This window comes from Streptomyces sp. NPDC048734 (genome assembly GCF_043198675.1).
Taxonomy (GTDB): domain Bacteria; phylum Actinomycetota; class Actinomycetes; order Streptomycetales; family Streptomycetaceae; genus Streptomyces.
Genome location: NZ_JBICUZ010000003.1, coordinates 567,348 through 591,194 on the forward strand (window position 1 = coordinate 567,348; position 23,847 = coordinate 591,194).

21 protein-coding genes and 1 tRNA gene are annotated in these 23,847 nt (G+C 72.0%); 9 read left to right on the forward strand and 13 right to left on the reverse strand.

Annotated elements, in window-relative coordinates; all coding sequences use genetic code 11:
• Positions 1 to 6 precede the first annotated feature (6 nt).
• Complete coding sequence (locus tag ACGFQC_RS11540) at positions 7 to 1,776, reverse strand: SDR family oxidoreductase (protein ID WP_363092366.1); 1,770 nt, start codon at positions 1,774 to 1,776, stop codon at positions 7 to 9.
• 499 nt (positions 1,777 to 2,275) lie between these two features.
• Between ACGFQC_RS11540 and ACGFQC_RS11545 the strand changes: the two genes are divergently transcribed.
• The 6 genes from ACGFQC_RS11545 (at position 2,276) to ACGFQC_RS11570 (ending at position 6,626) form a co-directional block, all read left to right on the forward strand.
• Positions 2,276 to 3,241 carry an ABC transporter ATP-binding protein gene (locus ACGFQC_RS11545; protein WP_363092367.1) on the forward strand — a complete coding sequence of 322 codons (966 nt, stop codon included), beginning with the start codon at positions 2,276 to 2,278 and terminating at the stop codon, positions 3,239 to 3,241.
• On the forward strand, positions 3,231 to 4,139 hold the full coding sequence (locus ACGFQC_RS11550; protein ID WP_363092355.1) for an ABC transporter permease: 909 nt from the start codon (positions 3,231 to 3,233) through the stop codon (positions 4,137 to 4,139). Before ACGFQC_RS11545 ends, ACGFQC_RS11550 begins: the two co-directional genes overlap by 11 nt.
• Positions 4,136 to 5,047 (forward strand): ABC transporter ATP-binding protein, encoded by a 912-nt coding sequence (locus tag ACGFQC_RS11555; protein ID WP_363092356.1) that lies wholly within the window; start codon positions 4,136 to 4,138, stop codon positions 5,045 to 5,047. The genes ACGFQC_RS11550 and ACGFQC_RS11555 overlap by 4 nt, the downstream gene beginning before the upstream one ends.
• A gap of 10 nt (positions 5,048 to 5,057) precedes the next feature.
• A complete protein-coding gene (locus tag ACGFQC_RS11560) occupies positions 5,058 to 5,777 on the forward strand; it encodes an ABC transporter permease (protein WP_356569963.1) in 720 nt (239 codons plus the stop codon).
• Between the two features lie 177 nt (positions 5,778 to 5,954).
• The gene (locus tag ACGFQC_RS11565; RefSeq protein WP_393288128.1) at positions 5,955 to 6,224 is read left to right on the forward strand and encodes a hypothetical protein; all 270 of its coding nucleotides are present in this window, start codon (positions 5,955 to 5,957) and stop codon (positions 6,222 to 6,224) included.
• A 317-nt stretch (positions 6,225 to 6,541) separates the two neighbouring features.
• A tRNA-Ser gene (locus ACGFQC_RS11570) sits at positions 6,542 to 6,626 on the forward strand.
• A 310-nt stretch (positions 6,627 to 6,936) separates the two neighbouring features.
• Here the strand turns inward: ACGFQC_RS11570 and ACGFQC_RS11575 are convergent.
• The 9 genes from ACGFQC_RS11575 to ACGFQC_RS11615 form a co-directional block, all read right to left on the reverse strand.
• Positions 6,937 to 7,749, reverse strand: coding sequence for an HAD family hydrolase (locus ACGFQC_RS11575; protein WP_363092357.1), 813 nt, complete (start codon positions 7,747 to 7,749; stop codon positions 6,937 to 6,939).
• Complete coding sequence (serS, locus tag ACGFQC_RS11580) at positions 7,746 to 9,023, reverse strand: serine--tRNA ligase (RefSeq protein ID WP_363092358.1); 1,278 nt, start codon at positions 9,021 to 9,023, stop codon at positions 7,746 to 7,748. The genes ACGFQC_RS11575 and serS overlap by 4 nt, the downstream gene beginning before the upstream one ends.
• A 515-nt stretch (positions 9,024 to 9,538) precedes the next feature.
• Positions 9,539 to 10,471: a prephenate dehydratase gene (pheA, locus tag ACGFQC_RS11585; RefSeq protein WP_363092359.1), complete on the reverse strand. Its 933-nt coding sequence runs from the start codon at positions 10,469 to 10,471 to the stop codon at positions 9,539 to 9,541.
• Between the two features lie 93 nt (positions 10,472 to 10,564).
• Positions 10,565 to 11,842 (reverse strand): iron uptake transporter deferrochelatase/peroxidase subunit, encoded by a 1,278-nt coding sequence (gene efeB / locus ACGFQC_RS11590; RefSeq protein WP_363092360.1) that lies wholly within the window; start codon positions 11,840 to 11,842, stop codon positions 10,565 to 10,567.
• A 7-nt stretch (positions 11,843 to 11,849) separates the two neighbouring features.
• Entirely contained in the window at positions 11,850 to 13,871 is a 2,022-nt protein-coding gene (locus ACGFQC_RS11595) for a copper resistance protein CopC (protein ID WP_363092361.1), read from the reverse strand.
• A 13-nt stretch (positions 13,872 to 13,884) separates the two neighbouring features.
• On the reverse strand, positions 13,885 to 14,358 hold the full coding sequence (locus ACGFQC_RS11600) for a copper chaperone PCu(A)C (protein WP_363092362.1): 474 nt from the start codon (positions 14,356 to 14,358) through the stop codon (positions 13,885 to 13,887).
• Positions 14,355 to 15,005, reverse strand: a complete 651-nt coding sequence (locus ACGFQC_RS11605) for an SCO family protein (protein ID WP_393288081.1) — start codon at positions 15,003 to 15,005, stop codon at positions 14,355 to 14,357. The genes ACGFQC_RS11600 and ACGFQC_RS11605 overlap by 4 nt, the downstream gene beginning before the upstream one ends.
• A gap of 81 nt (positions 15,006 to 15,086) precedes the next feature.
• Entirely contained in the window at positions 15,087 to 15,833 is a 747-nt protein-coding gene (locus ACGFQC_RS11610) for a YcnI family protein (protein ID WP_363090910.1), read from the reverse strand.
• Positions 15,834 to 16,003: 170 nt separating this feature from the next.
• The gene (locus ACGFQC_RS11615; protein ID WP_363090898.1) at positions 16,004 to 16,846 is read right to left on the reverse strand and encodes a hypothetical protein; all 843 of its coding nucleotides are present in this window, start codon (positions 16,844 to 16,846) and stop codon (positions 16,004 to 16,006) included.
• A gap of 242 nt (positions 16,847 to 17,088) precedes the next feature.
• Here ACGFQC_RS11615 and ACGFQC_RS11620 point away from each other — a divergent pair, with 242 nt between their 5' ends.
• The 3 genes from ACGFQC_RS11620 to ACGFQC_RS11630 all read left to right on the forward strand — a co-directional run bounded on the left by ACGFQC_RS11620 (position 17,089) and on the right by ACGFQC_RS11630 (position 19,447).
• Entirely contained in the window at positions 17,089 to 17,547 is a 459-nt protein-coding gene (locus ACGFQC_RS11620) for an ATP-binding protein (protein ID WP_363090897.1), read from the forward strand.
• A 100-nt stretch (positions 17,548 to 17,647) separates the two neighbouring features.
• The gene (locus ACGFQC_RS11625) at positions 17,648 to 18,607 is read left to right on the forward strand and encodes an intradiol ring-cleavage dioxygenase (protein ID WP_363090896.1); all 960 of its coding nucleotides are present in this window, start codon (positions 17,648 to 17,650) and stop codon (positions 18,605 to 18,607) included.
• A 9-nt stretch (positions 18,608 to 18,616) separates the two neighbouring features.
• The gene (locus ACGFQC_RS11630) at positions 18,617 to 19,447 is read left to right on the forward strand and encodes a triphosphoribosyl-dephospho-CoA synthase (protein ID WP_363090895.1); all 831 of its coding nucleotides are present in this window, start codon (positions 18,617 to 18,619) and stop codon (positions 19,445 to 19,447) included.
• Positions 19,448 to 19,563: 116 nt separating this feature from the next.
• On the opposite strand, the gene ACGFQC_RS11635 is transcribed toward ACGFQC_RS11630, so the two are convergent.
• The 3 genes from ACGFQC_RS11635 to ACGFQC_RS11645 form a co-directional block, all read right to left on the reverse strand.
• Positions 19,564 to 20,805: an MFS transporter gene (locus ACGFQC_RS11635; protein WP_363090894.1), complete on the reverse strand. Its 1,242-nt coding sequence runs from the start codon at positions 20,803 to 20,805 to the stop codon at positions 19,564 to 19,566.
• A gap of 90 nt (positions 20,806 to 20,895) precedes the next feature.
• On the reverse strand, positions 20,896 to 22,269 hold the full coding sequence (locus ACGFQC_RS11640; protein ID WP_363090909.1) for a PLP-dependent aminotransferase family protein: 1,374 nt from the start codon (positions 22,267 to 22,269) through the stop codon (positions 20,896 to 20,898).
• A 99-nt stretch (positions 22,270 to 22,368) separates the two neighbouring features.
• On the reverse strand, positions 22,369 to 23,832 hold the full coding sequence (locus ACGFQC_RS11645) for an aminopeptidase P family protein (protein ID WP_363090893.1): 1,464 nt from the start codon (positions 23,830 to 23,832) through the stop codon (positions 22,369 to 22,371).
• Positions 23,833 to 23,847: the final 15 nt, after the last annotated feature.

The window sequence follows — 23,847 nt, forward strand, 5'->3', positions numbered from 1 at the left end:
AGTCCCCTACAGCCGAGGCTCCACACGCGCGAGCCGTCTCAACACCCCCGGGGCGAGCCTGGACAGAGCGTGGGAAACCCTCGCCTCCGGGGTCACCGGGACCACCGCCTCGTTACGTGCCACCGCTCGCAGAATCGCGTCGGCGACCTTCTCCGGAGGGTAGTTGCGCAGCGCGTACAAGCGCGTCGAGCGCTTCTGCCGACGCTTCTCCTCCTCCGCGTCGACACCGACGAACGTCGCCGTCGCGGTGATGTTGGTGTTGACCAGTCCGGGGCAGACCGCCGTCACTCCGATTTCCTGCCGGGCGAGTTCGGCACGCAGGCATTCGCTCAGCATCAGCACCGCGGCTTTGGACGCACTGTAGGCGGGAAGTGATCTGGAGGGCTGGAAGGCCGCCGCGGAGGCGGTGTTGACGATGTGACCACCCTGACCACGCTCCGTCATCTGCCTGCCGAACAGGCGGCAACCGTGAACGACTCCCCACAGGTTGACGTCCAGGACCCTGCGCCAGTCCTCCGAAGCGGTGTCGAAGAACGAACCCGACAGTCCTACGCCCGCGTTGTTCACCAGGACGTCCACCACACCGTGTTCGGCGAGCACCTTCGCCGCCAGCTGCTCCATGGCCCGTTCGTCGGAGACGTCCACCGTCTCCGGCCAGGCACCCGCGGCCCCCATGAGACGGGCCGTCTCCGCGGTACGGAGGGCGCTTTCGGTATCGCGGTCGACCGCGATCACCCGAGCGCCCGCCTCGGCGAACGCGAGTGCCGTCGCCCGTCCGATGCCGCTTCCCGCACCGGTGACCAGCACCAACTGCCCACCGAAGCGCTCGGCGTACGGACCGGCCGCCTGCGGCCGCGGTTCTCCCTCCCGCGTGCCCCTGCCGCTCTCCGTCGAGTTCACGAACTCCGTGATCCAGGAGGCCAGCTGATCGGGGCGGGTGCGCGGCACCCAGTGCTTCGCCGGAAGCGTCCGGCGCGTCAACCGGGGAACCCACAGCTCCAGTTCGTCGTACAGCCGCTCGGACAGGAAAGCGTCCCCCAGGGGCGTGATGAGCTGCACGGGCGCGTGCGCGTGGGCGTCCGGGCGCGGACGGCGCAACCGGGACCGGACGTTGTCGCGGTACAGCCAGGCGCCGTGGGCGGCGTCGGAGGGCAGCGACGGCGTGGGGTACCCGCCACCGGGCACCTTCTCCAGTCGCCGCAGGATTCCCGGCCAGCGCCTGCCGAGAGGGCCACGCCAGGCGAGTTCGGGCAGCACGGGAGTGTGGAGCAGGTACACGTACCAGGACTTCGCGCCCTGGCCCAGGAGCTGGCCGATGCGGCGCGGGGTGGGCCGGGTGAGACGTTTGTTGATCCAGTGACCGAAGTGGTCGAGGGACGGGCCGGACAGCGACGTGAAGGACGCGATCCTGCCCTTGGCGCGCTCGACCGTGACGAACTCCCAGGACTGCACCGAGCCCCAGTCGTGCCCGACCAGATGCACCGGACGGTCCGGGCTGACCGCGTCCGCCACCGCCAGGAAGTCGTCCGTCAGCTTCTCCAGGGTGAAACCGCCCCGCAGCGGCCGCGGTGCGCTGGACCGGCCGTGGCCCCGGACGTCGTAGAGGACGACGTGGAAGCGGTCGGCCAGCCGGGACGCGACCTCGGACCACACCTCCTTGCTGTCCGGATAGCCGTGCACCAGGACGACCGTCGGCCGCCCGGGATCCCCCAGTTCGGCCACGCACAGCTCGATCCCGCCGGTCCGCACCCGGCGCTCGCGCGCGCCCTCCAGCATCGTCACTCCGCCTCCGCCTCCGCCTTCCCCTGCGCCCGGCGCCGCACCTGCGGCAGATCGTTCCGGTACCCGATCCACTTCCGTCAGCTCGTCCTGGAGCGGTCCCGCGCGCGGTCACCCGTGCTGTGTCCGCGCGGCCTCGCGCTCCGTGAACCCCGGCCGGCCGGGGCCGTCACCGCTTGGGCGCACCCGCCCCCGGGCGCTGCACCCGTCGGGATCCCGGCAGGCCAGGGTAGGGTCCACGGGGTCGTGCCGTCGTCGTGCCACCTCGCCCCGCCGGTCCGCGCCGGCTGCGGTACGTGTCCGTAGCGTGACCCCGCCGAATCTGGCACTTGTTAGAGAGGGCGTCAATAGGGCGGGCGGGACCCCCGGTTCCCGTGTTGTCTAGATCTCAGGATGGGGAACCCCTACGGGCCCGTACATCTCGAGTCTGAGACGAGGACAGCCCTGCGGTCTGACGACTGGCGTGGTCCGCGTCACTATCGTCGAAGCCGTGACTGTGATCGCGACCGAAAGCCTGAGCAAGCGGTTCCCCCGGGTGACCGCTCTTGACCGGCTCTCCGTGGACGTCGGGCCCGGTGTGACCGGACTCGTCGGTGCCAACGGGGCCGGCAAGTCCACACTGATCAAGATCCTGCTGGGTCTGTCCCCCGCTTCCGAGGGCCGCGCCGAAGTGCTCGGACTCGACGTCGCGACCGAGGGCGCCGCCATCCGGGAGCGCGTCGGGTACATGCCGGAGCACGACTGCCTGCCGCCCGACGTATCGGCCACCGAGTTCGTCGTGCACATGGCCCGCATGTCCGGCCTGCCGCCGACCGCCGCACGTGAACGCACCGCCGACACCCTGCGCCACGTCGGACTGTACGAGGAGCGCTACCGTCCCATCGGCGGCTACTCCACGGGCATGAAGCAGCGCGTCAAACTCGCCCAGGCCCTGGTCCACGACCCGCAGCTGGTCTTCCTCGACGAGCCGACCAACGGCCTCGACCCGGTCGGCCGCGACGAGATGCTCGGCCTCATCCGCCGCATCCACACCGACTTCGGCATCTCGGTCCTGGTCACCTCCCACCTGCTGGGCGAACTCGAGCGCACCTGCGACCACGTGGTCGTCGTCGACGGCGGCAAGCTCCTGCGCTCCAGCTCCACCACCGACTTCACCCAGACCACCACCACCCTCGCGATCGAGGTCACCGACACCGACGAGCATCCGGACGGCACCCGCGCGGTCCGCCAGGCGTTGCACGCGCGCGGTGTCGACGTCCTCGACGCCGAGAGCGGACTGCCCGGCGCGGGACACGTCCTCCTGCTGACCGCACAGGGCGAGGACACCTACGACGTCGTACGGGACGTGGTCGCCGACCTGGGCCTCGGCCTGGTGCGCATGGAACAGCGCCGGCACCACATCTCCGAGGTCTTCCACGACAGTGACGAGCAGCGGAAGGAGGCCGTCGGCCATGGCAGTTGAGCATCCGGTGACCACCCCCTCGGGCGACCAGACCCGCATCCACAACATCGGCTACCGCAGTTACGACGGCCCCCGCCTGGGCCGCGCCTACGCCCGCCGTTCCCTCTACTCGCAGTCCCTGCGCGGCGCCTACGGCCTCGGCCGTTCGGTGAAGTCCAAGGTGCTGCCGATGCTGCTCTTCGTGGTGATGTGCGTGCCCGCGGCAATCATGGTCGCCGTCGCCGTCGCCACGAAGGCCAAGGAACTCCCGCTGGACTACACCCGCTACGCGATCGTCATGCAGGCCGTCATCAGCCTCTACGTCGCCTCGCAGGCACCCCAGTCCGTCTCGCGCGACCTGCGCTTCAAGACCGTGCCGCTGTACTTCTCCCGGCCGATCGAGACCTCCGACTACGTCCGCGCCAAGTTCGCGGCGCTCGCCTCGGCCCTGTTCATCCTCACCGCCGCACCCCTGCTGGTGCTCTACGCGGGCGCCCTGCTGGCCAAGCTCGACTTCGCCGACCAGACCGAGGGATTCGCCCAGGGACTCGTCTCCGTGGCACTGCTCTCGCTGCTCTTCGCCGGCCTGGGACTGGTCATCGCGGCGGTCACCCCGCGCCGCGGTTTCGGCATCGCGGCCGTCATCGCCGTCCTGACCATCTCCTACGGCGCCGTCTCCACGCTCCAGGCCATCGCCGACGCCCAGGGCAGCACGGGCGCCATCCCCTGGATCGGCCTGTTCTCGCCGGTCACCCTCATCGACGGCGTGCAGTCGGCGTTCCTCGGCGCCGGTTCCGCCGCCCCGGGCGGGATCGGCCCCTCCCACGGGGAGGGCGCGGTCCACGTCCTCGTCTGCCTGGGCCTGATCGCCGCGTGCTACGGCCTCCTGATGCGCCGCTACAAGAAGGTGGGACTGTGACCACGCTCTCCCTCGACCACGTCTCCCGCTGGTTCGGCAACGTGGTCGCCGTCAACGACATCACCATGACCGTCGGTCCCGGAGTCACCGGCCTGCTCGGCCCCAACGGCGCCGGAAAGTCCACCCTCATCAACATGATGGGCGGCTTCCTCGCGCCCTCCACCGGCACCGTCACCCTCGACGGCCGACAGGTCTGGCGCAACGAGGACATCTACCGGCACATCGGCATCGTTCCCGAGCGGGAGGCGATGTACGACTTCCTCACCGGCCGCGAGTTCGTCGTCGCCAACGCCGAGCTGCACGGCCTCGGCGCCAAGGCCGCCCAGAAGGCCCTGGCCACGGTCGAGATGGAGTACGCGCAGGACCGCAAGATCGAGACGTACTCCAAGGGCATGCGCCAGCGCGTGAAGATGGCCAGCGCCCTCGTCCACGACCCGTCACTGCTGCTGCTGGACGAGCCCTTCAACGGCATGGACCCGCGCCAGCGCATGCAGCTCATGGACCTGCTGCGGCGCATGGGCGACGAGGGCCGCACCGTGCTGTTCTCCTCGCACATCCTCGAAGAGGTCGAGCAACTGGCCTGGCACATCGAGGTCGTCGTCGCCGGACGCCACGCGGCCAGCGGCGACTTCCGCAAGATCCGCCGGCTGATGACCGACCGGCCGCACCGCTACCTCGTGCGTTCCAGCGACGACCGCGCGCTCGCGGCCGCGCTGATCGCCGACCCGTCGACCTCCGGCATCGAGGTCGATCTCGCCGAGGGGGCGTTGCGCATCCAGGCCGTCGACTTCGGCCGCTTCACCTCGCTGCTGCCGCGCGTCGCCAGGGACCACGGCATCAGGCTGCTCACGGTCTCGCCGTCCGACGAGTCCCTCGAGTCCGTGTTCTCGTACCTGGTCGCGGCGTAGGAGGCCGAAGATGTACGACCCCACAGTCGCCCGACTCACGTACCGGGCCCTGCTCGGCCGGCGCCGGGCCCTCATCCTGGGCGCGCTGCCCCTGCTGCTGATCGCGATCTCGGTGGTGGTGCGCGGCCTCGCCGGCGCCGACGACCAGACCGCGTCCGACCTGCTCGGCGGGCTAGCGCTCGCCACCATGGTGCCGATCATCGGCGTCATCGCCGGCACGGGCGCGATCGGGCCCGAGATCGACGACGGTTCCGTGGTGTACCTCCTGTCCAAGCCGCTGAAGCGGCCGACGATCATCTTCACCAAGCTCATCGTCGCCATCGCGGTGACGATGGTGTTCTCGGCACTGCCCACGCTGATCGCCGGGTTCATCCTGAACGGCAACGGACAGCAGATCGCCGTCGCCTACACGGTCGCCGCACTGGTGTCCTCCATCGCCTACGCGGCGCTTTTCCTGCTGCTGGGCACGGTGTCCCGGCACGCGGTGGTCTTCGGCCTCGTCTACGCCCTCGTGTGGGAGGCGCTGTTCGGTTCCCTGGTGCCGGGTGCGCGCACGCTCAGCGTCCAGCAGTGGTCGCTGGCCGTCGCCGACAAGGTCGCCGGCGGTGACCTGATCACCTCGGACGTCGGACTGACCACGGCGACCGTCCTGCTGGTGGCGGTGACGGTGCTGGCCACCTGGTACGCGGGACAGAAGCTGCGGGCACTGACGCTGGCGGGGGAGGAATAGGCGACGGGGCCCCTCGCAGGGCCGCTGAGGGAACTCTGACGGGGCCTTGACCTCCGCCCGGGCACACTGGGCGGACGGATACGGCCGTGAGGACGGCAGGAGGTCGGGATGGCGGACGAGTCGACGTGGTTCGACGGTCGTGAGCGCGGGGACGACCGCGGGCGGTCGGAGGGCGGGATGCCCGACCGGGCTGCGGACCAGCCCTCGTCGGACCAACACCCTCGGGACCGGGTCGCGCAGCAGGGGCCGGACGGGGGCCGGGGCGATGTCGTCCTCGACGAGGACTTCGTACGGGCCGCCGAGACCTCCGAGCCGTCCGCCCGGGCCCGGATGCTTGCCGCACGCTGGCGCGCGGAGGAGCCCGAGCCCCAACCGTGGCGCTCGGACGAGCCGTCGGCGGGATGGTTCTTCAGCAAGGCACGTCGGCGCAGGTGGCGCCGCAGGTAGGCCGGCACCTCGACGAGGCGGCTCGGCCGGATGCCGGACCCGACGAATCCCGCGACTCGCACATCTGTTTTATTCAGTGGCGTCCAACTCGGCGCGCGGGCAGGATGGTCGTCGTCCGCAGCGCCGGGAACACGGCGCCACACGCCGGGAGAGGAGCAGGGCGATGTCCATGCACGGCAGTACGTCCAGCTCCCGACAGGGCAGCCGGCGGCGGTCTCCGGAGTAGTTACCCCTCCATGGAGTCCGCCCCACACGGGGAGCTGCCCGGGGCGGCCGCTTCGAGCACGCGATGTCGCTCTCGCGTGGGCCGCCCACCCGGAGGATTGGCCGAGTGGTAAGGCACCGGCTTGCTAAGCCGTGGTCGGGGGGAACCCCGCGCACGTTCGATCCGTGCATCCTCCGCAGGACGTTGTCACTTTGACCGGGCCGAGGGCTTTGGCCGGGGTATGCCGGGAAGCTCGATGGGTTGCCGCCCCGCAGCCCGCAGCCCGCAGCCCGCAGCCCCGTCAGTCCGTAACTGCCGCCGCTGCCGGGCCGGATGGTCCGGGCGGGTGCGGGTAGGGGGTGGCCGGTCGCGCAGTTCCCCGCGCCCCTGATCGCCTGCGGCGATCCCCCCTCGCAGTCTCCGCGTGACGGAGCCTTGCTGTCGGCCTGTCGGCCTGTCGGCCTGTCGGCCTGTCGGCCTATCGGCCTGTCGGGTGCTCTGCCGTGTCTACGCCAGGAGTCTTTCCAGCACCACCGCGATGCCGTCCTCCTCGTTGGAGGTGGTCAGTTCGTCGGCCACCGCTTTCAGGTCCGGATGGGCGTTGGCCATGGCCACACTCCTGGCGGACCAGGCGAACATGGGGATGTCGTTGGGCATGTCGCCGAAGGCGATCGTGTCGGCGGCCTTCAGGCCCAGGCGGCGGGCCGCCAGGGAGAGGCCGGTGGCCTTGGACAGGCCGAGGGGGAGCAGCTCCACGATTCCCGCGCCGGCCATCGCGACCGAGACGAAGCCGCCCGCGGCCTGACGGGCAGCCTCGGCCAGCTCGTCGTCCGACAGCTCGGGATGCTGTATGTAGATCTTGTTCAGCGGGGCCGACCAGAGGTCCGACGCGTCGGTGAACGGCGTCGAGGGGAGTGTTCCGGTGACCGCGTAACCGGGGCCGACCAGCACCTCCCCGTCCAGTCCGTCCCGGCTCGCCGCCAGGTACAGCGGGCCGACCTCGGCCTCGATCTTGGCCAGTGCCACTCCGGCCAGCTGCCGGTCCAGGGTCACCGATGTCAGCAGGCGGTGCGCGCCGGCGTCGTAGACCTGGGCGCCCTGACCGCAGACCGCGAGGCCGTCGTAGCCGAGGTCGTCGAGGATGTGCCGGGTCCACGGGACGCCGCGGCCGGTCACCACGATGTGGGACGCGCCCGCCGCGGTGGCCGCGGCGAGGGCGTCACGGGTGCGGAGGGAGATCGACTCGTCGGAGCGCAGCAGCGTCCCGTCGAGGTCGGTCGCGATCAACCGGTACGGCAACCCCGGGGCGGTGTCGCTCACTTGACCACCGGCTCCAGGACCTCCCGGCCGCCGAGGTAGGGCCGCAGCACCTCGGGCACGCGCACGGAGCCGTCGGCCTGCTGGTGGTTCTCCAGGATCGCCACGATCGTGCGCGGGACGGCGCACAGGGTGCCGTTGAGCGTGGCCAGCGGGCGGACCTGCTTCCCCTCGCGGACGCGGATCGACAGACGGCGGGACTGGAACTCGGTGCAGTCCGACGTCGAGGTCAGCTCGCGGTACTTGCCCTGGGTCGGGATCCAGGCCTCGCAGTCGAACTTGCGGGCGGCCGAGGAACCGAGGTCACCGGAGGCGACGTCGATCACACGGAACGGCAGCTCCAGCGAGGTCAGCCACTGCTTCTCCCACTCCAGCAGGCGCTGGTGCTCGGCCTGCGAGTCCTCCGGGGCGACGTAGGAGAACATCTCCACCTTGTCGAACTGGTGGACGCGGAAGATGCCCTTGGTGTCCTTGCCGTGCGAACCGGCCTCGCGGCGGAAGCACGGGGAGAAGCCGGCGTAGCGCAGCGGCAGCCGCTCGGCGTCGATGATCTCGTCCATGTGGTACGCGGCGAGGGCGACCTCGGAGGTGCCGACGAGGTAGAGATCGTCCTTGTCGAGGTGGTAGACGTCCTGGGCCGCCTGGCCGAGGAAGCCGGTGCCCGCCATGGACTGCGGGCGGACCAGGGCGGGGGTCAGCATCGGCGTGAAGCCGGCTGCCGTGGCCTGGGCGATCGCCGCGTTGACCAGGGCCAGCTCCAGCAGTGCGCCGACGCCGGTGAGGAAGTAGAACCGCGAACCGGAGACCTTCGCGCCGCGCTCGACGTCGATGGCGCCCAGCAACTGGCCGAGCTCCAGATGGTCCTTGGGTTCGAAGCCCTCGGCGCCGAAGTCGCGGATCGTGCCGTGCGTCTCCAGCTCGACGAAGTCCTCCTCGCCGCCCACGGGCACCTCGGGGTGCACGAGGTTGCTGAGCCGCAGGACGAGCTCCTGGGTCTCGGTGTCGGCCGCGTCGCGCTCGGCGTCGGCGGCCTTGACGTCGGCGGCGAGCTGGCTCGCCTTCTTCAGCAGTTCGGCCTTCTCGTCCGGGGAGGCCTTGGGGATGAGCTTGCCGAGTGCCTTCTGCTCGGCGCGCAGCTCGTCGAAGCGGACGCCGGACGACCTGCGCCGCTCGTCGGCAGACAGGAGAGCGTCGACGAGCGCGACGTCCTCTCCACGGGCGCGCTGGGAGGCGCGCACACGGTCGGGGTCCTCACGGAGCAGGCGAAGGTCAATCACGTGGTCAAGGCTACCGGTGTGGGGTCACGGCTCACGACTCACTATTGCGGAACACGCCTCGCGGTCCGCTATGAGGTAAATGCCCTGTGCATTCCCACGTGTCGGCCGGGCGGGTGGCGTTGCGGCTGGGGATGACTCGACTTCCTTCTGTGGAGCGGTACTTGAAGGCGGTTGTCCACAGGGGTGTGCGCTCCCGAAAAGTTATCCACAGGCTGTGCGAAAGATCTGTGGACATCGAAATCGATCATTCCGAAGGGGTGTCGCAGTGGCGAATTCGTTGGCCAAACCCCTTCCGCACTCACTTTCGGGTGGAAAAAGGTCGCCTCAAAGGGTTGATCGAAGGAAACGGGTGGACGAGGAGTGACGCGATGCGTGGGGGATCCACCGAGGGGCTCCAGGGTGATTTGTCGACCGGATGGCGCTTCCGTGTCGACTTGTCCCCAGGTCGAGATGGTTCCCTGTGGATAACTCCTGTGGATAACGACGATATGCAGGTAGGACCGGTTTGACGTGGTTCAGAACCGGCCGTCCTGGCAGCGCGCGACCCATTCCGCCGCCGCCATGAACTCGCCCTCCGAGGTTCCCGGCAGCGGGGTCCGCACCTGCGCCGCGGTCACGTCCGCACGCGGGTACGAGCCGAGGAAACGCACATCTCGGCAGATGCGCTTCAGGCCCATGAGCGCCTCCGCCATCCTGCGCTCGGAGATGTGACCGGCCGCGTCGATGCAGAAGCAGTAGTTGCCGATTCCGGCGCCGGTCGGCCGCGACTGGAGCACCATGAGGTTGATGCCACGGGTGGCGAACTCACCCAGCAGGTCGCGCAGCCCGCCCGGATGGTCGTCACGCTGCCACAGCACGACGGACGTCTTGTCGGCGCCGGTCGGCGCGGCGGGCCGGGCCGGACGGCCCACCAGCACGAAACGCGTCTGCGCGTTCTCCGCGTCGTGGATCTCCGTCTCCAGCGCCTCGAGGCCGTACCGGGCGGCCGCGAACTCACCCGCGAAGGCGGCGTCGTAACGGCCCTCGCGGACCAGGCGCGCGGCGTCCGCGTTCGAGGCGGCCGACTCCCACACGGCGTCGGGGAGATGGGCCTTGAGCCAGTTGCGCACCTGCGGCTGCGCGGCCGGGTGGGCCGAGACCGTCTTGATCTCGGACAGCTTCGTGCCCGGCCTGACCAGCAGCGCGAAGGTGATCGACAGCAGTACCTCGCGGTAGATCATCAACGGCGCACCCGCGACCAGCTCGTCGAGGGTCGTGGTGATGCCGCCCTCGACCGAGTTCTCGATCGGTACGAACGCGGCCTCGGCCTCGCCGGTCCGGACCGCGTCGAGGGCGGACTGCACGGACACGTACGGAATCAGCTGCCGGGTGGCTGCCTCCGGAAGAGTGCGCAGGGCGACCTCCGTGAAGGTGCCCTCGGGGCCGAGATACGCGTAGCTCGCTGACATGACCTCACCCTAATGGGCCTTGCGGAACGAGGAGCCGACGTTTCAGGGGCACGCCTCACGCGAGTGAACCGGCGTGACCCACCCCGGCGTGTCTCACCCCTCCAGCAACCGCTGCCCCACGTACTCGCCCTCCGGTGCCCCGCCCGGCACCGCGAACAGGCCGCTCGACTCATGGCGGACGTACGCGGACAGCGCGTCCCCACGGTCCAGCTTGCGCTGCACGGTGACGAATCCGCGCAACGGATCGGCCTGCCAGCAGACGAACAGCAGCCCCGCGTCCGGCACTCCGTCGGCATCGATGCCGTCGTGGTACGAGAACGGCCGGCGCAGCATCGCCGCGCCCCCGTTCTGGTCGGGGCGGGTGATCCGGGCGTGGGCGTTGATCGGGACGACCAGATCGCCGTTGGCGTCCGTCTTCTCCAGGTCCATCTCGGTCGTCTCGGTCCCGCCGGACAGCGGTGCCCCGTCGGACTTGCGGCGCCCGATGACCTGCTCCTGCGCCTTGACCGACAGCTGCTCCCAGTCGTCGAGAAGCATGCGGATCCGGCGTACGACGGCGTAGGAGCCGTTGGCCATCCATGCCGGGTCGTTCGACCCCGACTCCGGCACGAAGATCCGCCGGTCGAAGTCGGCGTCCGCCGGCTTCGGATTGCGGGTGCCGTCCATCTGCCCCATCAGGTTCCTGGCCGTCATGGGGTGGGCGGTCGCACCCGGTGTGCGATTGAAGCCGTTCATCTGCCAGCGGACCTTCGCCGCCCTGCCCGCGTCCTTCTGGATCGCGCGCAGGGCGTGGAAGGCCACCAGGGCGTCGTTCGCGCCGATCTGCACCCACAGGTCGCCGTTGCTGCGGGACTTGTCGAGCCGGTCGGAGGAGAAGTCGGGCAGGGGGTCCAGGGCGACCGGACGCTGCTTCTCCAGGCCGGTGCGCGCGAAGAAGCTGTGGCCGAAGCCGAAAGTGATCGTCAGCGAGGACGGGCCCGCGTCCCGCGCGATGTCCGTGTCGTCGTGTGCCGCGGCCTCGCCGGCCATCAGCCGTCGGGCCGTCTCCGACCAGCGGCGCAGCAGTGCTGCGGCTTCCTTGCGGCCTGCGCCCGCCGCGAGGTCGAAGGCGACGAGATGGCCGCGGGCCTGGAGTCCCTGGGTGATGCCGGGCTGATGTTTCACGTGGAACATCGCCTGGCCGGAGCCGATCGAGGACAGCGGGGCGGCCTGCGCGGATGCCGCGGCATAACCGGCTGCCCCGCCCGCGGCGCCGACCACGAGCCCGGTGGCCCCGGCGGTGCCGAGCAGCTTGCGCCGGGTCAGGCCCGCCCGGGGTGCGTCGGGGGACAGGGGCTTCTCCGGGGCCTTCGGGAGGGTCTGGTCAGACATGGGTCGTTCAGCCGATCTGCGCGTTCTTGGAGACGGTCACCTGGTCGATGTCGGAGGTCCGTACGGTCACGGCGACCTGCCATTCGCCGGCCACGGGAATCTGGACCCCGTTCGCTGACCAGTGGCCGGTGGTGATGTGGTCGGGGTCGACGGGCAGCGGCCCGATCTTCTTGCTCTCGAGAGTGAAGGCGACCTTCACCTCGGGCACGTCGAAGGCGCGCCCGTTGGGCCGGGTCACATAGACGTGCATCTCGTTGGCGCCGGTTCGCGCGGGGTCGATGTCGACGCTGACGACGCCCTTGCCGTCGGTACCGCCGGTGTCGAAGGACATGTCGAGGGTCACGGCTCCGGAGGTGTCCGGCGAGGCCGCCGTGGCCGCCTCGGCGGCCTGCTCCGTACGGCCGGGTTCGGTGGAGGTCAGCGCCGTGGCGACGGCGAGCAGGACGACGGCGACGCCCGCCTCGGCGAGCACCGAACGACGCAGGCCGAGCCGGTGGGGATCGGCGTCACGCAGCCGCTTCTGCCGCGTCGCGTCCACGGCGGCCCGCTGGCGCGCGAGCTGGACGGCCCGCTCGGCGTCAGCGGCCTCGATCCCTGACGCGGCTCCGGCCGTGGAACCGGACTCCGACCCGGCCGCGGACCCGGCCGCCTTCCCGGCACCCGTCTTCGCCGCAGTCCCTGCCGCCCCGGCCCCCGCCGTTTCCACAGACGCCGTCTTCGTGGTAGCCGCCGCCTTCGTGGTAGCCGTCTCCGTGGCCGCCACCTCCGTGGCCGCCACCTCCGTGGCCGCCGGCTCGGCCTCCGCCGTCTTCCCCAGCCGACTGGTCCACCGTCGCGAGATCCGGGCGACGCCGACGAGCAGTGCCACCAGCCCGATCTTGATGAGCAGGAGCTGCCCGTAGCGGGTCTCGGTGAAGGCGGACCAGGAGCCGAGCTGGCGCCACGACTGGTAGACGCCGGTCACGACGAGGGTGACGACACTGCCGAAGGCGACCCGTGAGAACCGGCGGACGACCGACGCCTCCACCGGGGTGTCGCTCCTGTACAGCGCCACGAGGAGCGCGCACAGTCCGCCGAGCCAGCCGGCGACGGCCAGCAGGTGGACGACGTCCACCGGCATCGCGATGCCCGGCTGGAGCCCGGTGGACGCGTGCTCGGCCATCGCCCAGCTCGCCGCGAGCCCGGCCGCCACGACGGTTCCGCCGATGGTGAGTCCGAAGGTCAGGTCCCGTTTCTCCTCGCCCTCCCGCTTGTCGTACGCGCCGAAGAGCACGGCGATGAACAGGGCGGCCGCGGCGAGCAGCAGCAGCCGGGAGACGAGCGCGGCGCCCGGCTTGGTCTGCAGGACCTGCCCGAGCAGTTCGAGGTCGAAGACGTCGCCGATCCTGCCGGAACCGGTGTAGGAGCCGCGCAGGAGCAGCAGGAAGAGCGTGGCGGAGGTGAGCGCGAGCCAGCCGGAGACGACGAGCCGCTGCACGGCCCGCACGCCCGCACCGCCCGGCCAGCAGCCCAGGACGAAGGCGGCCCCGCCGGCCAGGACGACGAATCCGGCGTACGACAGGTACCGCCCGAATCCGTACAGTCTGCCGACGACTCCTCCGCCGGCCTCCCGCGCGGTGGCCGGGACGCTGGTCGCGGAGGGAGCACCGATGGAGAAGGTGTAGGCGCCGGCGACGGGATGGCTGTCCGCGGACACCACCTGGTAGGTCACCGTGTACGTGCCGTCGGGCAGCCCGGAGTGCAGCCGGACGGCGTAGGTGGTGGCGCCGACGGCGGACGGCTCGCCGGTGTCGACGCGCCTGCCCTTCGGGTCGAGCACGCGCACGGAGTCGGCGCCCGCGGAGACCTGCTCGGAGAAGGTCAGCGAGACCTGTGCGGGCGCCTTCTCGACCACCGTCCCCTGCGCGGGGTCGCTGCCGGTCAGCGCGGCGTGCGCGAAGGCCTGCCCGGCGCCGGCGAGGAGCACGCCGGTGACGGCCAGGAGCAGCAGCACCAGCGTCCGGATCCTGGGGGCGATGGTCGTGGGCAAGGCGGTCCCTCCCTCAGCTTCCGGTGTTCGGGGTGTAGGTGGCGGATTCCACCGGCATCTCGACCTCGACGGTCCCGGAGTCGGCGAAGTGCAGTTCCACGGTCACCTTCTCGCCCTGCAGCGGCTTCCGCTTCAGCTTTTCGAACATCAGGTGGTTGCCGCCGCTGGCCAGCTGGAGCCGGCCGCCCGCCGGCACCTCCAGGGAGTCGACCTCCCGCATGGCTCCGCCGACGGTCTCGTGGACGGTCACGCTGCCGGCGACATCGCTGGTGACGGAGGTCAGCTCGTCCTTCGCGCCGCCCTTGTTGGTGATGGTCAGGAAGCCCGCGGCCATGGAGGCGGAGACCGGCTGCGGCATGTAGGCGGCACTGACGGACAGCTCGGCCGCAGTGTCGGCGGAGCCGGATCCGGAACCGCAGCCCGCGAGGACCAGGGCGGCGGTCAGGACGCCGGTCAGTGCCGTGACGCGGGCGGTGGCCCGCTTCACGGGTTCTGTCCCTTGACGATCCTGGGCAGGTCCTTGACGTAGTCGTCGACCTCGGCGTCCTCGCCGTAGAGGAGGTACCCGCCGTCGGTCTTCGGGGAGAAGGCGATGACCTGGGTGCCGTGGGTGGAGACGACCTTGCCGTTCTTGTCCTTGTGTGGCGGCTCGATGGAGATGCCGAGGGCGCGCGCGGCGGTCTGGATGGTGGCGAAGTCGCCGGTCAGGCCGATCACCTGGGAGTCGATGCCCTTGAGCCAGGCGCCGAGCGCGGCCGGGGTGTCGCGGTCCGGGTCGGTGGTGACGAACACGACGCGCAGGGCGTCCTGGTCCGCCTTGGGCAGCTGCTTCTTCGCGACGGCGATGTTGTTCATCGTCAGCGGGCAGACGTCCGGGCAGTGGGTGTAGCCGAAGTACACCAGCGTCGGGCGGCCCGCGGTCTCCTTGCGGAGGTCGTAGGGCTTGCCCTGGGTGTCGGTCAGGACCAGGTCCGGCTTGGTGAAGGGCTGGTCGAGCACGGTCACGGCCTGTTGCGAGGAGTTCTCGGAGACGGCGGCGACAGGGCTGGAGCCGCTGTCGTCACCGCCGCAGGCGGAGAGGGTGAGGGTGGCCGCGGCGAGCAGCGCGGCCGCGGCGAACGTCTTCTTGCGCATGGAGAGATGTCCCAGTGGTGTGAACTCCGGTGCGCGCCGGGGGCGTGGAGGCCCCCGGCGCGCACCGCGGACGAGCAGGCCTCAGGAGGCGTCGGCGGCCCGGCGGCGGCCGGCGAGCACGCCGTAGGCCACACCGGCGGCACCGACGACGATGCCGACGACGCCCAGGACCCGGGCGGTGGTGTCGGTGCCGTCGGAGGAGTCGGCGGCCTCGGTGGTGGCGGCGGCCGGCTCGGCGTCACCGGACTTGTCGGACGACTTTTCCGCGGACGAACCGTGGGAGTGGTCGTCCGCGGCGGCGGACAGGGCGAGCACCGGAGCCGGGTTCGCCGGCTCCTCTGCGCCTTCCTTCTGCACCTCGATCCAGCGCACGACCTCCTTGTTGGAGTACGTCTGGATCGCCTTGAAGACGAGCTGGTCGGCGTTCTCGGGCAGCGCGCCGATGGAGACCGGGAACTGCTGGATGAAGCCGGGCTCGACGCCCTTGCCGTCGGCGGTCCAGGTCACCTTGGAGACGGCCTCGGAGATCTGCCGCCCGTGCACCTCCAGCGGCTTGGCGAGCTTGCTCTTGGTGACCGTGATCTTCCAGCCGTCGATCTTCTGCGGCATCACCGAGGAGAGGGGGGCGTCGGCCGGGAAGGTGACCTCCAGCCCGGTGGTCGAGGCGTTGTCGCGCTCGTTGGGGACGCGGAAGTTCACGACGGCGTAGCCGCCCTTCGCGGCCGTGCCCTCCGGCTGCACGCTGACGTGCGCGAAGGCGGGCGAGGACAGGACGAGGACGGCGGACCCGGCGACGGCAGCGGCGGCGGTGAGACGGGAAACCTTCAGGGCAGGCTTCATGACAGTGAGCACTCCACTTCGAGTGAGGTACGACAGTGGGAAACGGTGAGATCCGACCGTGAGGGGTCGGGCGTGGACACGCGGAAGCGTGCGCACGCGCGCGTGCCGCACGACGGCGGCCGCCCCTCCCCGTGAAGTGGAGTGCTGGTCGCGTCGTGTCAGGCAGCGAGGACGAGAGCGGCGGCCGGTGGACCGCGCCTGATCACCGTGTGCTGGAGCGCCTCGACGGGCGGCCTGGGGGAGGGGAGCAGGGCGGTGCGCGGAACGCGCGGACCGGCCTCCGGCAGAGCGGGCAGTCCGGCGAGCAGGGCGCGCACCAGGGCGAGCGCCCCGCGCAGGGACCGTACGCACGCGGCTTCGACGACGCCGTGCGTGGACAGGTCCATGAGTCGCAGCAGGGCCGCGTCGCCGCGCCGCAGCAGCCATCCGGCGGCGACGGCCGCGAGGACGTGGGCGAGCAGCATCGGCAGGGACGGCAGCAGCGCCATCGACGAGCCCGTGGTGTCGCCCAGGGCGTCCGCCGGATGGTGCATGGACCCCGTACCGGCCCCGGTACCCGTGCCGTCACCGGCCGGCTGGAGCCGCGCCTCGACGAGGATCCTCTGGGCCTGCGCCGGGCTCAGTGCGGCGGCGGTGGCCCCGCACACGAGCCGTGCGGCCCGCTCGATCAGTGCGGCGTCGGAGGCAGCGGTCGTCGTCGTGGTCGACGCGACGGCCGTCGACGCGTGCTGGCCGAGGCCGAACAGGGTGTGCAGGACGGTCTGCCCGACGGCGAGCAGGGCCGCGATGCCCGGCAGCGACCGTTCGCGCCCGGCGAGCGGCACCACGACCGCGAGGGCTCCCAGGAATCCGGCGCCCAGCGTCCACAGCGGGACGGCGGCGCAGGAGGCGAGCGTGTGACCGGCCCCGGCCAGCACGACGCAGACCGCGGCGAACACCGCGGCCCGCAGCAGCCGGAGAGCACCTCCGGAGCGCGCCGTGCGCTGGTGGGGGTCGGTCATGGCGGGCTCATCATCGCACTGGCTCCGCGGCGGCCGTACGTCAGGTCCGCAGGATTCCCCCTGAGCCGCAGGAGCGCCTTCTGATGCGACAGGTAGGGGTGCTCTCCCTGGGGCGCGCATACACCGTTCTTCGCGGCCCACGCATCCCCCGTATGGGCGGCTTCACGCGGAAATCGCGCTTACTTACGGTGCAGGGCGGCAATACGTATCGGTATGTCGAGCCGCGGCCTGGAGGCTGGAGCATGAGCATCTGGTGGTCACTCCATCTGCGGCGTGAGGCCGCGAGCGTGCCGCTGGCCCGGCGTCTGCTGCTCGGCACGATGGAGACGGCGGGTGTCGACCCCGACGTCTCGTACGACCTCTCCGTCGCCCTGAGCGAGGCCTGCGCCAACGCCGTCGAGCACGGCGGGAGGGGCGCGGCGCACGGCGGCTGTTCGGAGGCCTACCGGGTCACCGCCTACCTCGACGGCGAGAAGTGCCGCATCGAGGTCGCCGACTCGGGCCCCGGCTTCACGGCCGAACGCCCCGCACCCACCCCCACTCCCGCACACGCGGATGCCGAGGCGGGCCGCGGCCTGTACCTCATCCGGGAACTCGCCGACCACGTCCACATCGGCAACGAACCGGGTCTCGGCGGTGCCGTGGTCAGCTTCGACAAGATCCTCAAGTGGCGCAAGGGCGCACCGCTCATGGCCGTCTGACGTCCCGTCGGCAGGACGGTCCGGGCTCCGACGGCACTCACAGCCGATCGACAGCTTCCGCCCACGTCCCTGACGGGTCGGGTTCCTAGGTTTCGTGTCCATGACGGGAAACCACAAAGACGCCTCCATCACCCGGCGCCGCGCCCTCGCGGTGACCGGCGGCACGGTCGCGGCCGGCGGCCTCGCCGTCGTCGGCTACCAGTCGGCGTTCGCCGGCACGGCGACGGAAACGGAAGCCACGACGGCCGCGGCCGCGGCTTCGGCGACCTCGGCCGACGGCGCCTGCATGACGCTGATGTCGAGCGTCACCGAGGGGCCGTACTACCTCGACGGTGCCTTGGTGCGCAAGGACATCACCGAGGGCAAGAGCGGCGTCCCGCTGACCCTGCGCCTGACCGTCGTGGACGCCACCGACGGCTGCACCCCGGTGCCCGGCGCGGCGGTGGAGATCTGGCACTGCGACGCGTGGGGCTACTACTCCGGCTACACCACCGCCAATCCCGGCGGCTCGGCCCCGGCCGAGAGCGAGGACGGTTCGACCGCCGACGACGACACCTACCTGCGCGGCTACCAGATCGCCAACGCCAATGGGGTCGTCAAGTTCGAGACGGTCTTCCCCGGCTGGTACACGCCCCGCACCTGCCACATCCACCTCAAGGTCCACACCGGCGGCGAGAAGGAGGACGGCACCTACGAGGGCGGCAAGGTCAACCACACCGGCCAGCTGTTCTTCGCCGACGACATCGCCGAGGAGGTCTTCACGCTGGAGCCCTACGCCCAGCACTCCGGCACCTACACCAGGCTCGACGACGACATGGTCTACGACGGCGGCGGCGCCGCCAGCGGCCTGCTGACCCTCAAGCCCGTCAAGAAGGCCGACCCGTCCAAGGGCTACAAGGGCTCCCTGACCCTGGGAGTCGACCCCGACGCGGAGAACACGGGCGCGGGCGGCGGCGGTGGCGGCACCCCTCCGGGCGACGCCCCGACCGGCACCCCGCCGAGCGGAGCCCCGACCGGTACTGCGCCGAGCGACGCCCCGACGGCCTCCGCGTCCTCGTAGGGCACGGCGATGACCAGCCGCGAGGACGACACGCTCGCGCAGGCCGCCGTGGCCGCGCTGACCGGACAACTGGCACTGGCTCCCAAGCCCGGGCTGCCCGACCCGCGCGACCTCGCCGCCCGCGTCACCCGCCGCGACCACTGCCGACTGCGCTGGTCGGCGAAGGCGCTCGCGCCCGGCCTCGCGGCGATGGCCGCCGCCGCCCGCCGCACCGGCGAACCCACCCCGCGGCTGCGTGCCGAGCTGGGCGCGATCGGGCGGTGCGCCGAGCACGCGGTGGGGCTGGCCGGCGGCGGCCACCGGGGCGCGCTGTGGACCCTCGGCCTGCTGGTGTCGGCGGCCGCCCTGGACCCCCGCGCGCGGGGTGCCGAGGTCACCCACACCGCCAAACGGATCGCCGCGCACACCGACCGGGGGGCCCCGCGCCGTCCGTCGCGCGGCTCGACGGTGTCGGCGAGGTACGGCGCGGCCGGCGCCCGGGGCGAGGCGCGGGCCGGGTTCCCGCACGTCCGGCGGGCGCTGACCGCGCTCACCGGGGCCCGTTCGGCGGGTGCGAGCGAGGCGGAGGCCCGGCTCGACGCCCTGCTCACCGTCATGTCCACGCTCCAGGACACCGAACTCCTCCACAGTGCGGGCCCGGTGGGCCTGCGGCACGTCCAGGCGGGCGCCCGCGCCGTCCTCGGGGCGGGCGGCACGGCGACGCGGGCGGGCCGCACGGCCCTGACCGCGTTCGACGCCGACCTCCACGCGCGCGGGTGGAGCCCGCGCGGCAGCGCCGGCCTGCTGGCGGGCGCACTGTTCGTGGACACCCTGCCGCTCCCGCCGCGCAGGCCCGGCTGACCGGTGCCGGGTTTCCCGGCGTCCTCCGCCTGTCCGGCGGCGGCCCGTCGTGCCGTCGGGCTCGTGGTGTGCGAGGTCGTCGGGGGCGGTTCCCCCGTGGGCGGAGCGCCCGCCGCTCACGCTTCGGAGTGGCGGGTGGCCGGGGCCGGCCGAGCGGTGCCGGGTTTCCCGGTGTCCTCCGCCTGTCCGGCGGCGGCCCGTCGTGCCGCCGGGCCCATGGCGTACGAGGCCGTCAGGGTCAGTCCGCCGAGCAGCAGCCAGCCCGGCGTGCCCCACTCCACCAGGAGGGTGGTCAGGGCGAGCGGGCCGAGGGTGCGGGCCACGGTGACGCCCGTGCCGAACAGCCCCTGGTACTCGCCCACGCGGTCGGCCGGGGCCAGGTCGAAGGAGAGCTGCCAGGATCCCGCCGACTGCCCCGTCTCGGCCGCCACCTGGAGCACCGCCCCCACCACCAGGACGCCCGTCGCCACCCACGCGGAGGTCCCGGCGGACAGCGCGAACACGACGCAGGCGGCGCACATCACCCAGCCCGCACGCCGCAGGACGCGTGTGGCACCGGCCAGACCGGTGACGCCCCGCGCCACCCGCACCTGGAACACCGTCACCGCGGCGGTGTTGAGCACGAACAGCGCGGACACCAGCCAGGCCGGCGCCCCGGTCCGCTCGGTGATCCACAGCGGGAGGACCAGACTGAGCAGCGGCAGCCGCAGCAACAGCACGGTGTTCAGCAGCGCGACGACCGCGTACGGCCGGTCGCGCAGCACGCCGAGGCCACCGCGCGGGCGGACCGGGACGGAGGCGACGCGGGGCAGGGCGAGGAGCAGCAGCGCGCACACCAGGAAGCTCACCTCGTCGACCGCGAACACCGTCAGGTACGCCGCCCGCGTCCCGGCGTGCAGGGCGAGCCCGCCGAGCCCGGCGCCCACCGCCAGCCCCGCGTTGAGCGTCGACTGGAGCCGGGCCAGCAGCCCCGTCCGCTCCCCGGCGGACACCAGCCCCGCCAGCAGTGCCTGCCGCGCCGCCCCCAGCCCGGACTGCGCGGCCGCGTACGCGCAGGCCACCAGCACGAACGGGACGAAGCCGCGTACGAGCGCGAAGGACGCCACCGCCGACCCGGTCGCCAGCGCCAGCAGCACCGCCGTGCCGCGCGGGCCGCGCCGGTCGGCCAGCCGGCCCAGCGGGAGTCCGGCCAGCGAGCCGATCGCCCAGCCGATGGTCAGTCCGAGCCCCACGCGCGCGGGAGCGAGACCGACGACCTGGGTGAAGTAGAGCGCCGACGTCGTGTAGTAGGCGCCGTCCCCGACGGAGTTGCTCAACTGGGCCAGGGTGAGCAGCCGCTGCGGCGGCGTCTTGGTCATGCTCACGAAGCTAGGGGCCCGGTGGGCCCGTCGACAGCACCAATCGGACACCGGCTCGTTGGTCCACCGAGCCGGACACCGGAGCACCGCTCAGACCCCTTCCAGCACCTTCACCAGCACGTCAAGCGCCTCCGGATAGGCCCGCTCCCGCGGTGTCCCGTACCCCACCACCAGTCCCTGCGGCCGCCCCCCGGCGTCCTCACGCGCGTGCCAGTGGTCGCCGAGCCGGCCGACCGCGAGGTCTTCGGCCTCCGCCCGTTCCAGTACCTCCGCCTCGTCGCGGACCTCGACCAGTGCGTGCAGCCCGGCCGCGACCCCACGCACGCCCCGGCGCGCCCCCAGCCGGTCGAGGAGCAGGTCCCTGCGGCGCCGGTAGCGCAGCCTGCACGCGCGCACATGACGGTCGTAGGCGTGGCCGTCGATCAGTTCGGCGAGGGCCAGCTGGCCGATGGTCTCGGTGTGGTGGTCGCTGTGCAGCTTGGCGTCGGCGACGGCGTCGACGAGGTGCGGCGGCAGCACCATCCAGCCCAGCCGCAGCGCCGGCCCGAGGGTCTTCGAGGCGGTGCCGAGGTAGGCCACCTGCCCCGGCGCCATTCCCTGGAGGGCGCCGACGGGCTGCCGGTCGTAGCGGAACTCGCCGTCGTAGTCGTCCTCGACGATCAGCGCGTCACGCGCGCGTGCCCAGTCCGTCAGTGCCCGCCGCCGCTCCGGATGCAGCGTCACACCGGTCGGGTACTGGTGCGCGGGCGTGACGACGACCGCCCCGAGGTCGCCCAGCTCCCGTGTGCGCACCCCCCGCTCGTCGACCGGCACCGGCACCACGTGCCCGCCGTTGCGCCGTACGACCTGCCGGTGGAACGGCAGCCCGGGGTCCTCCATGCCCACCGGGGTGCCCTCCAGCGCGCGCGTGAGCAGCGCGAGCCCCTGCACGTACCCGGAGGTGATCACGATCCGTTCCGGCGGCGCGATCACCCCGCGCGCCCGCCCCAGATACCCCGACAGTGCCGTCCGCAGCTCCGTCCGCCCGCGGGGATCGCCGTAGTCGTACGCCAGGGAGGGGGCCGTGGCGATCGCCCGGCGCAGCGCGCGCAGCCAGGCCGCCGCCGGGAAGGCGCCGACGTCGGGGCTGCCGGGCCGCAGGTCGAAGCGGGGCTCACGCGCGCGTGCCGCGGCGGCCGGCGGATCGGCGGCGGCGCAGGGCAGCGCGGCGACCCGGGTGCCCGACCCCTGGCGTGCGGTCAGGTAGCCCTCGGCGACCAGCTGGTCGTACGCGGCCTTGACGGTGTTGCGCGAGATGCCGACCTCGGTCGCGAGCCGCCGGGTGGCCGGCAGCCGGGTGCCCGGGGCGAGCCGCCCACCCCGCACGGCGTCCCGCAGCGCCCGCTCCAGCCCGGCCCGCCGCCCCTCCGTGCCGTCGGTCTCCAGATGCAGGTCGACACCGACCCCTGACCAGAAGTCGTCCACGAAGCCCTCCCCCAGGTACGTGCACGTGTGCGTGAACATGCGTGAAGCGGACACGGCGATGGCCGGGCACCGCACCGGTACCCGGCCATCGGCTCGGTATCAGCCCCTGAGCGAAGCCATCCACGCCTCGACCTCGGCGGACCGCCGCGGCAGACCGTCGGACAGGTTGCGGTTCCCGTCCCGGGTGACGAGGATGTCGTCCTCGATGCGGACGCCGATCCCGCGGTACTCCTCCGGCACGGTCAGGTCGTCGGCCTGGAAGTACAGTCCCGGCTCGACCGTCAGCACCATGCCCGGCTCCAGCGTCCCGTCGACGTACGACTCCACGCGCGCGGCGGCGCAGTCGTGGACGTCCATGCCGAGCATGTGCCCGGTGCCGTGCAGCGTCCAGCGGCGCTGCAGGCCCAGCTCCAGCACCCGCTCCACCGGTCCCTCGACCAGACCCCACTCGACGAGCCGCTCGGTCAGCACGCGCTGTGCGGCGTCGTGGAAGTCGCGGTACTTGCCGCCCGGCCGCACGGCCGCGATGCCGGCCTCCTGGGCGTCGTACACGGCGTCGTAGATCTTCTTCTGGATCTCGCTGAAGCGGCCGTCGACCGGCAGCGTCCGTGTGACGTCGGCGGTGTAGTACGTGTGCGTCTCGACGCCCGCGTCCAGCAGGAGCAGGTCGCCGGAGCGCACGGGCCCGTCGTTGCGCACCCAGTGCAGCGTGCAGGCGTGCGGACCGGCGGCGGCGATGGTGCCGTAGCCGACGTCGTTGCCCTCCACGCGCGCGCGGAGGAAGAACGTGCCCTCGATGTAGCGCTCGCTCGTCGCCTCGGCCTTGTCGAGGACCTTCACGACGTCCTCGAAGCCGCGGACCGTGGAGTCGACGGCCTTCTGCAGCTCGCCGATCTCGAACTCGTCCTTGACCAGGCGGGCCTCGGAGAGGAAGACGCGCAGCTCCTCGTCGCGCTCGGCGGTGACCTTGTCGGTCAGCGCGGCCTCGATGCCGGCGTCGTGGCCACGCACGACCCGCACCGGGCCGGTGGCCTCGCGCAGCAGGGCGGCCAGCTCGCGCACGTCGGCGGCGGGGATGCCGTACAGCTTCTCGGCCTCGGAGAGGGAGTGCCGGCGGCCGACCCACAGCTCGCCCTGGCCGGAGAGCCAGAACTCGCCGTTCTCCCGGTCGGAGCGCGGCAGGAGGTAGATCGTCTCGACGTGGCCCTCGCCCCTGGGCTCCAGGACCAGCACGCCGTCCTCGGTCTGGTTGCCGGTGAGGTAGGCGTACTCGACCGAGGCGCGGAAGGCGTACTCCGTGTCGTTCGAGCGGGTCTTCAGGTTGCCGGCGGGGATCACCAGACGCTCGCCCGGGAAACGGGCGGAGAGCGCGGCGCGGCGGGCGGCGGTCTCGGCGGCCTGGGCGATCGGCTCCAGGTCGCGCAGCTCCGTGTCGGCCCAGCCGGACTTCATGTTCTCGGCCAGCTCGTCGGACACGCCCGGGTACAGGCCGTTCTTGCGTGCCTTGACGGGCTCTTCTTCAGCGGTCTCCGGGGTCTCCGGGAGCTCTTCCGCCACGGTCATCCTCCTCGATACGGC

What these genes read in the sequence shown, in the direction of transcription:
- ACGFQC_RS11635 (WP_363090894.1), bottom strand. Translation starts at nt 20,805, where the DNA reads ATGACCAAGACGCCGCCGCAGCGGCTGCTCACCCTGGCCCAGTTGAGC.
- efeB (WP_363092360.1), bottom strand. Translation starts at nt 11,842, where the DNA reads ATGTCTGACCAGACCCTCCCGAAGGCCCCGGAGAAGCCCCTGTCCCCC.
- pheA (WP_363092359.1), bottom strand. Translation starts at nt 10,471, where the DNA reads ATGTCAGCGAGCTACGCGTATCTCGGCCCCGAGGGCACCTTCACGGAG.
- ACGFQC_RS11630 (WP_363090895.1), top strand. Translation starts at nt 18,617, where the DNA reads ATGACCAGCCGCGAGGACGACACGCTCGCGCAGGCCGCCGTGGCCGCG.
- ACGFQC_RS11565 (WP_393288128.1), top strand. Translation starts at nt 5,955, where the DNA reads ATGCCCGACCGGGCTGCGGACCAGCCCTCGTCGGACCAACACCCTCGG.
- ACGFQC_RS11625 (WP_363090896.1), top strand. Translation starts at nt 17,648, where the DNA reads ATGACGGGAAACCACAAAGACGCCTCCATCACCCGGCGCCGCGCCCTC.
- ACGFQC_RS11645 (WP_363090893.1), bottom strand. Translation starts at nt 23,832, where the DNA reads ATGACCGTGGCGGAAGAGCTCCCGGAGACCCCGGAGACCGCTGAAGAA.
- ACGFQC_RS11620 (WP_363090897.1), top strand. Translation starts at nt 17,089, where the DNA reads ATGAGCATCTGGTGGTCACTCCATCTGCGGCGTGAGGCCGCGAGCGTG.
- ACGFQC_RS11560 (WP_356569963.1), top strand. Translation starts at nt 5,058, where the DNA reads ATGTACGACCCCACAGTCGCCCGACTCACGTACCGGGCCCTGCTCGGC.
- ACGFQC_RS11605 (WP_393288081.1), bottom strand. Translation starts at nt 15,005, where the DNA reads ATGCGCAAGAAGACGTTCGCCGCGGCCGCGCTGCTCGCCGCGGCCACC.
- ACGFQC_RS11540 (WP_363092366.1), bottom strand. Translation starts at nt 1,776, where the DNA reads ATGCTGGAGGGCGCGCGCGAGCGCCGGGTGCGGACCGGCGGGATCGAG.
- ACGFQC_RS11615 (WP_363090898.1), bottom strand. Translation starts at nt 16,846, where the DNA reads ATGACCGACCCCCACCAGCGCACGGCGCGCTCCGGAGGTGCTCTCCGG.
- ACGFQC_RS11550 (WP_363092355.1), top strand. Translation starts at nt 3,231, where the DNA reads ATGGCAGTTGAGCATCCGGTGACCACCCCCTCGGGCGACCAGACCCGC.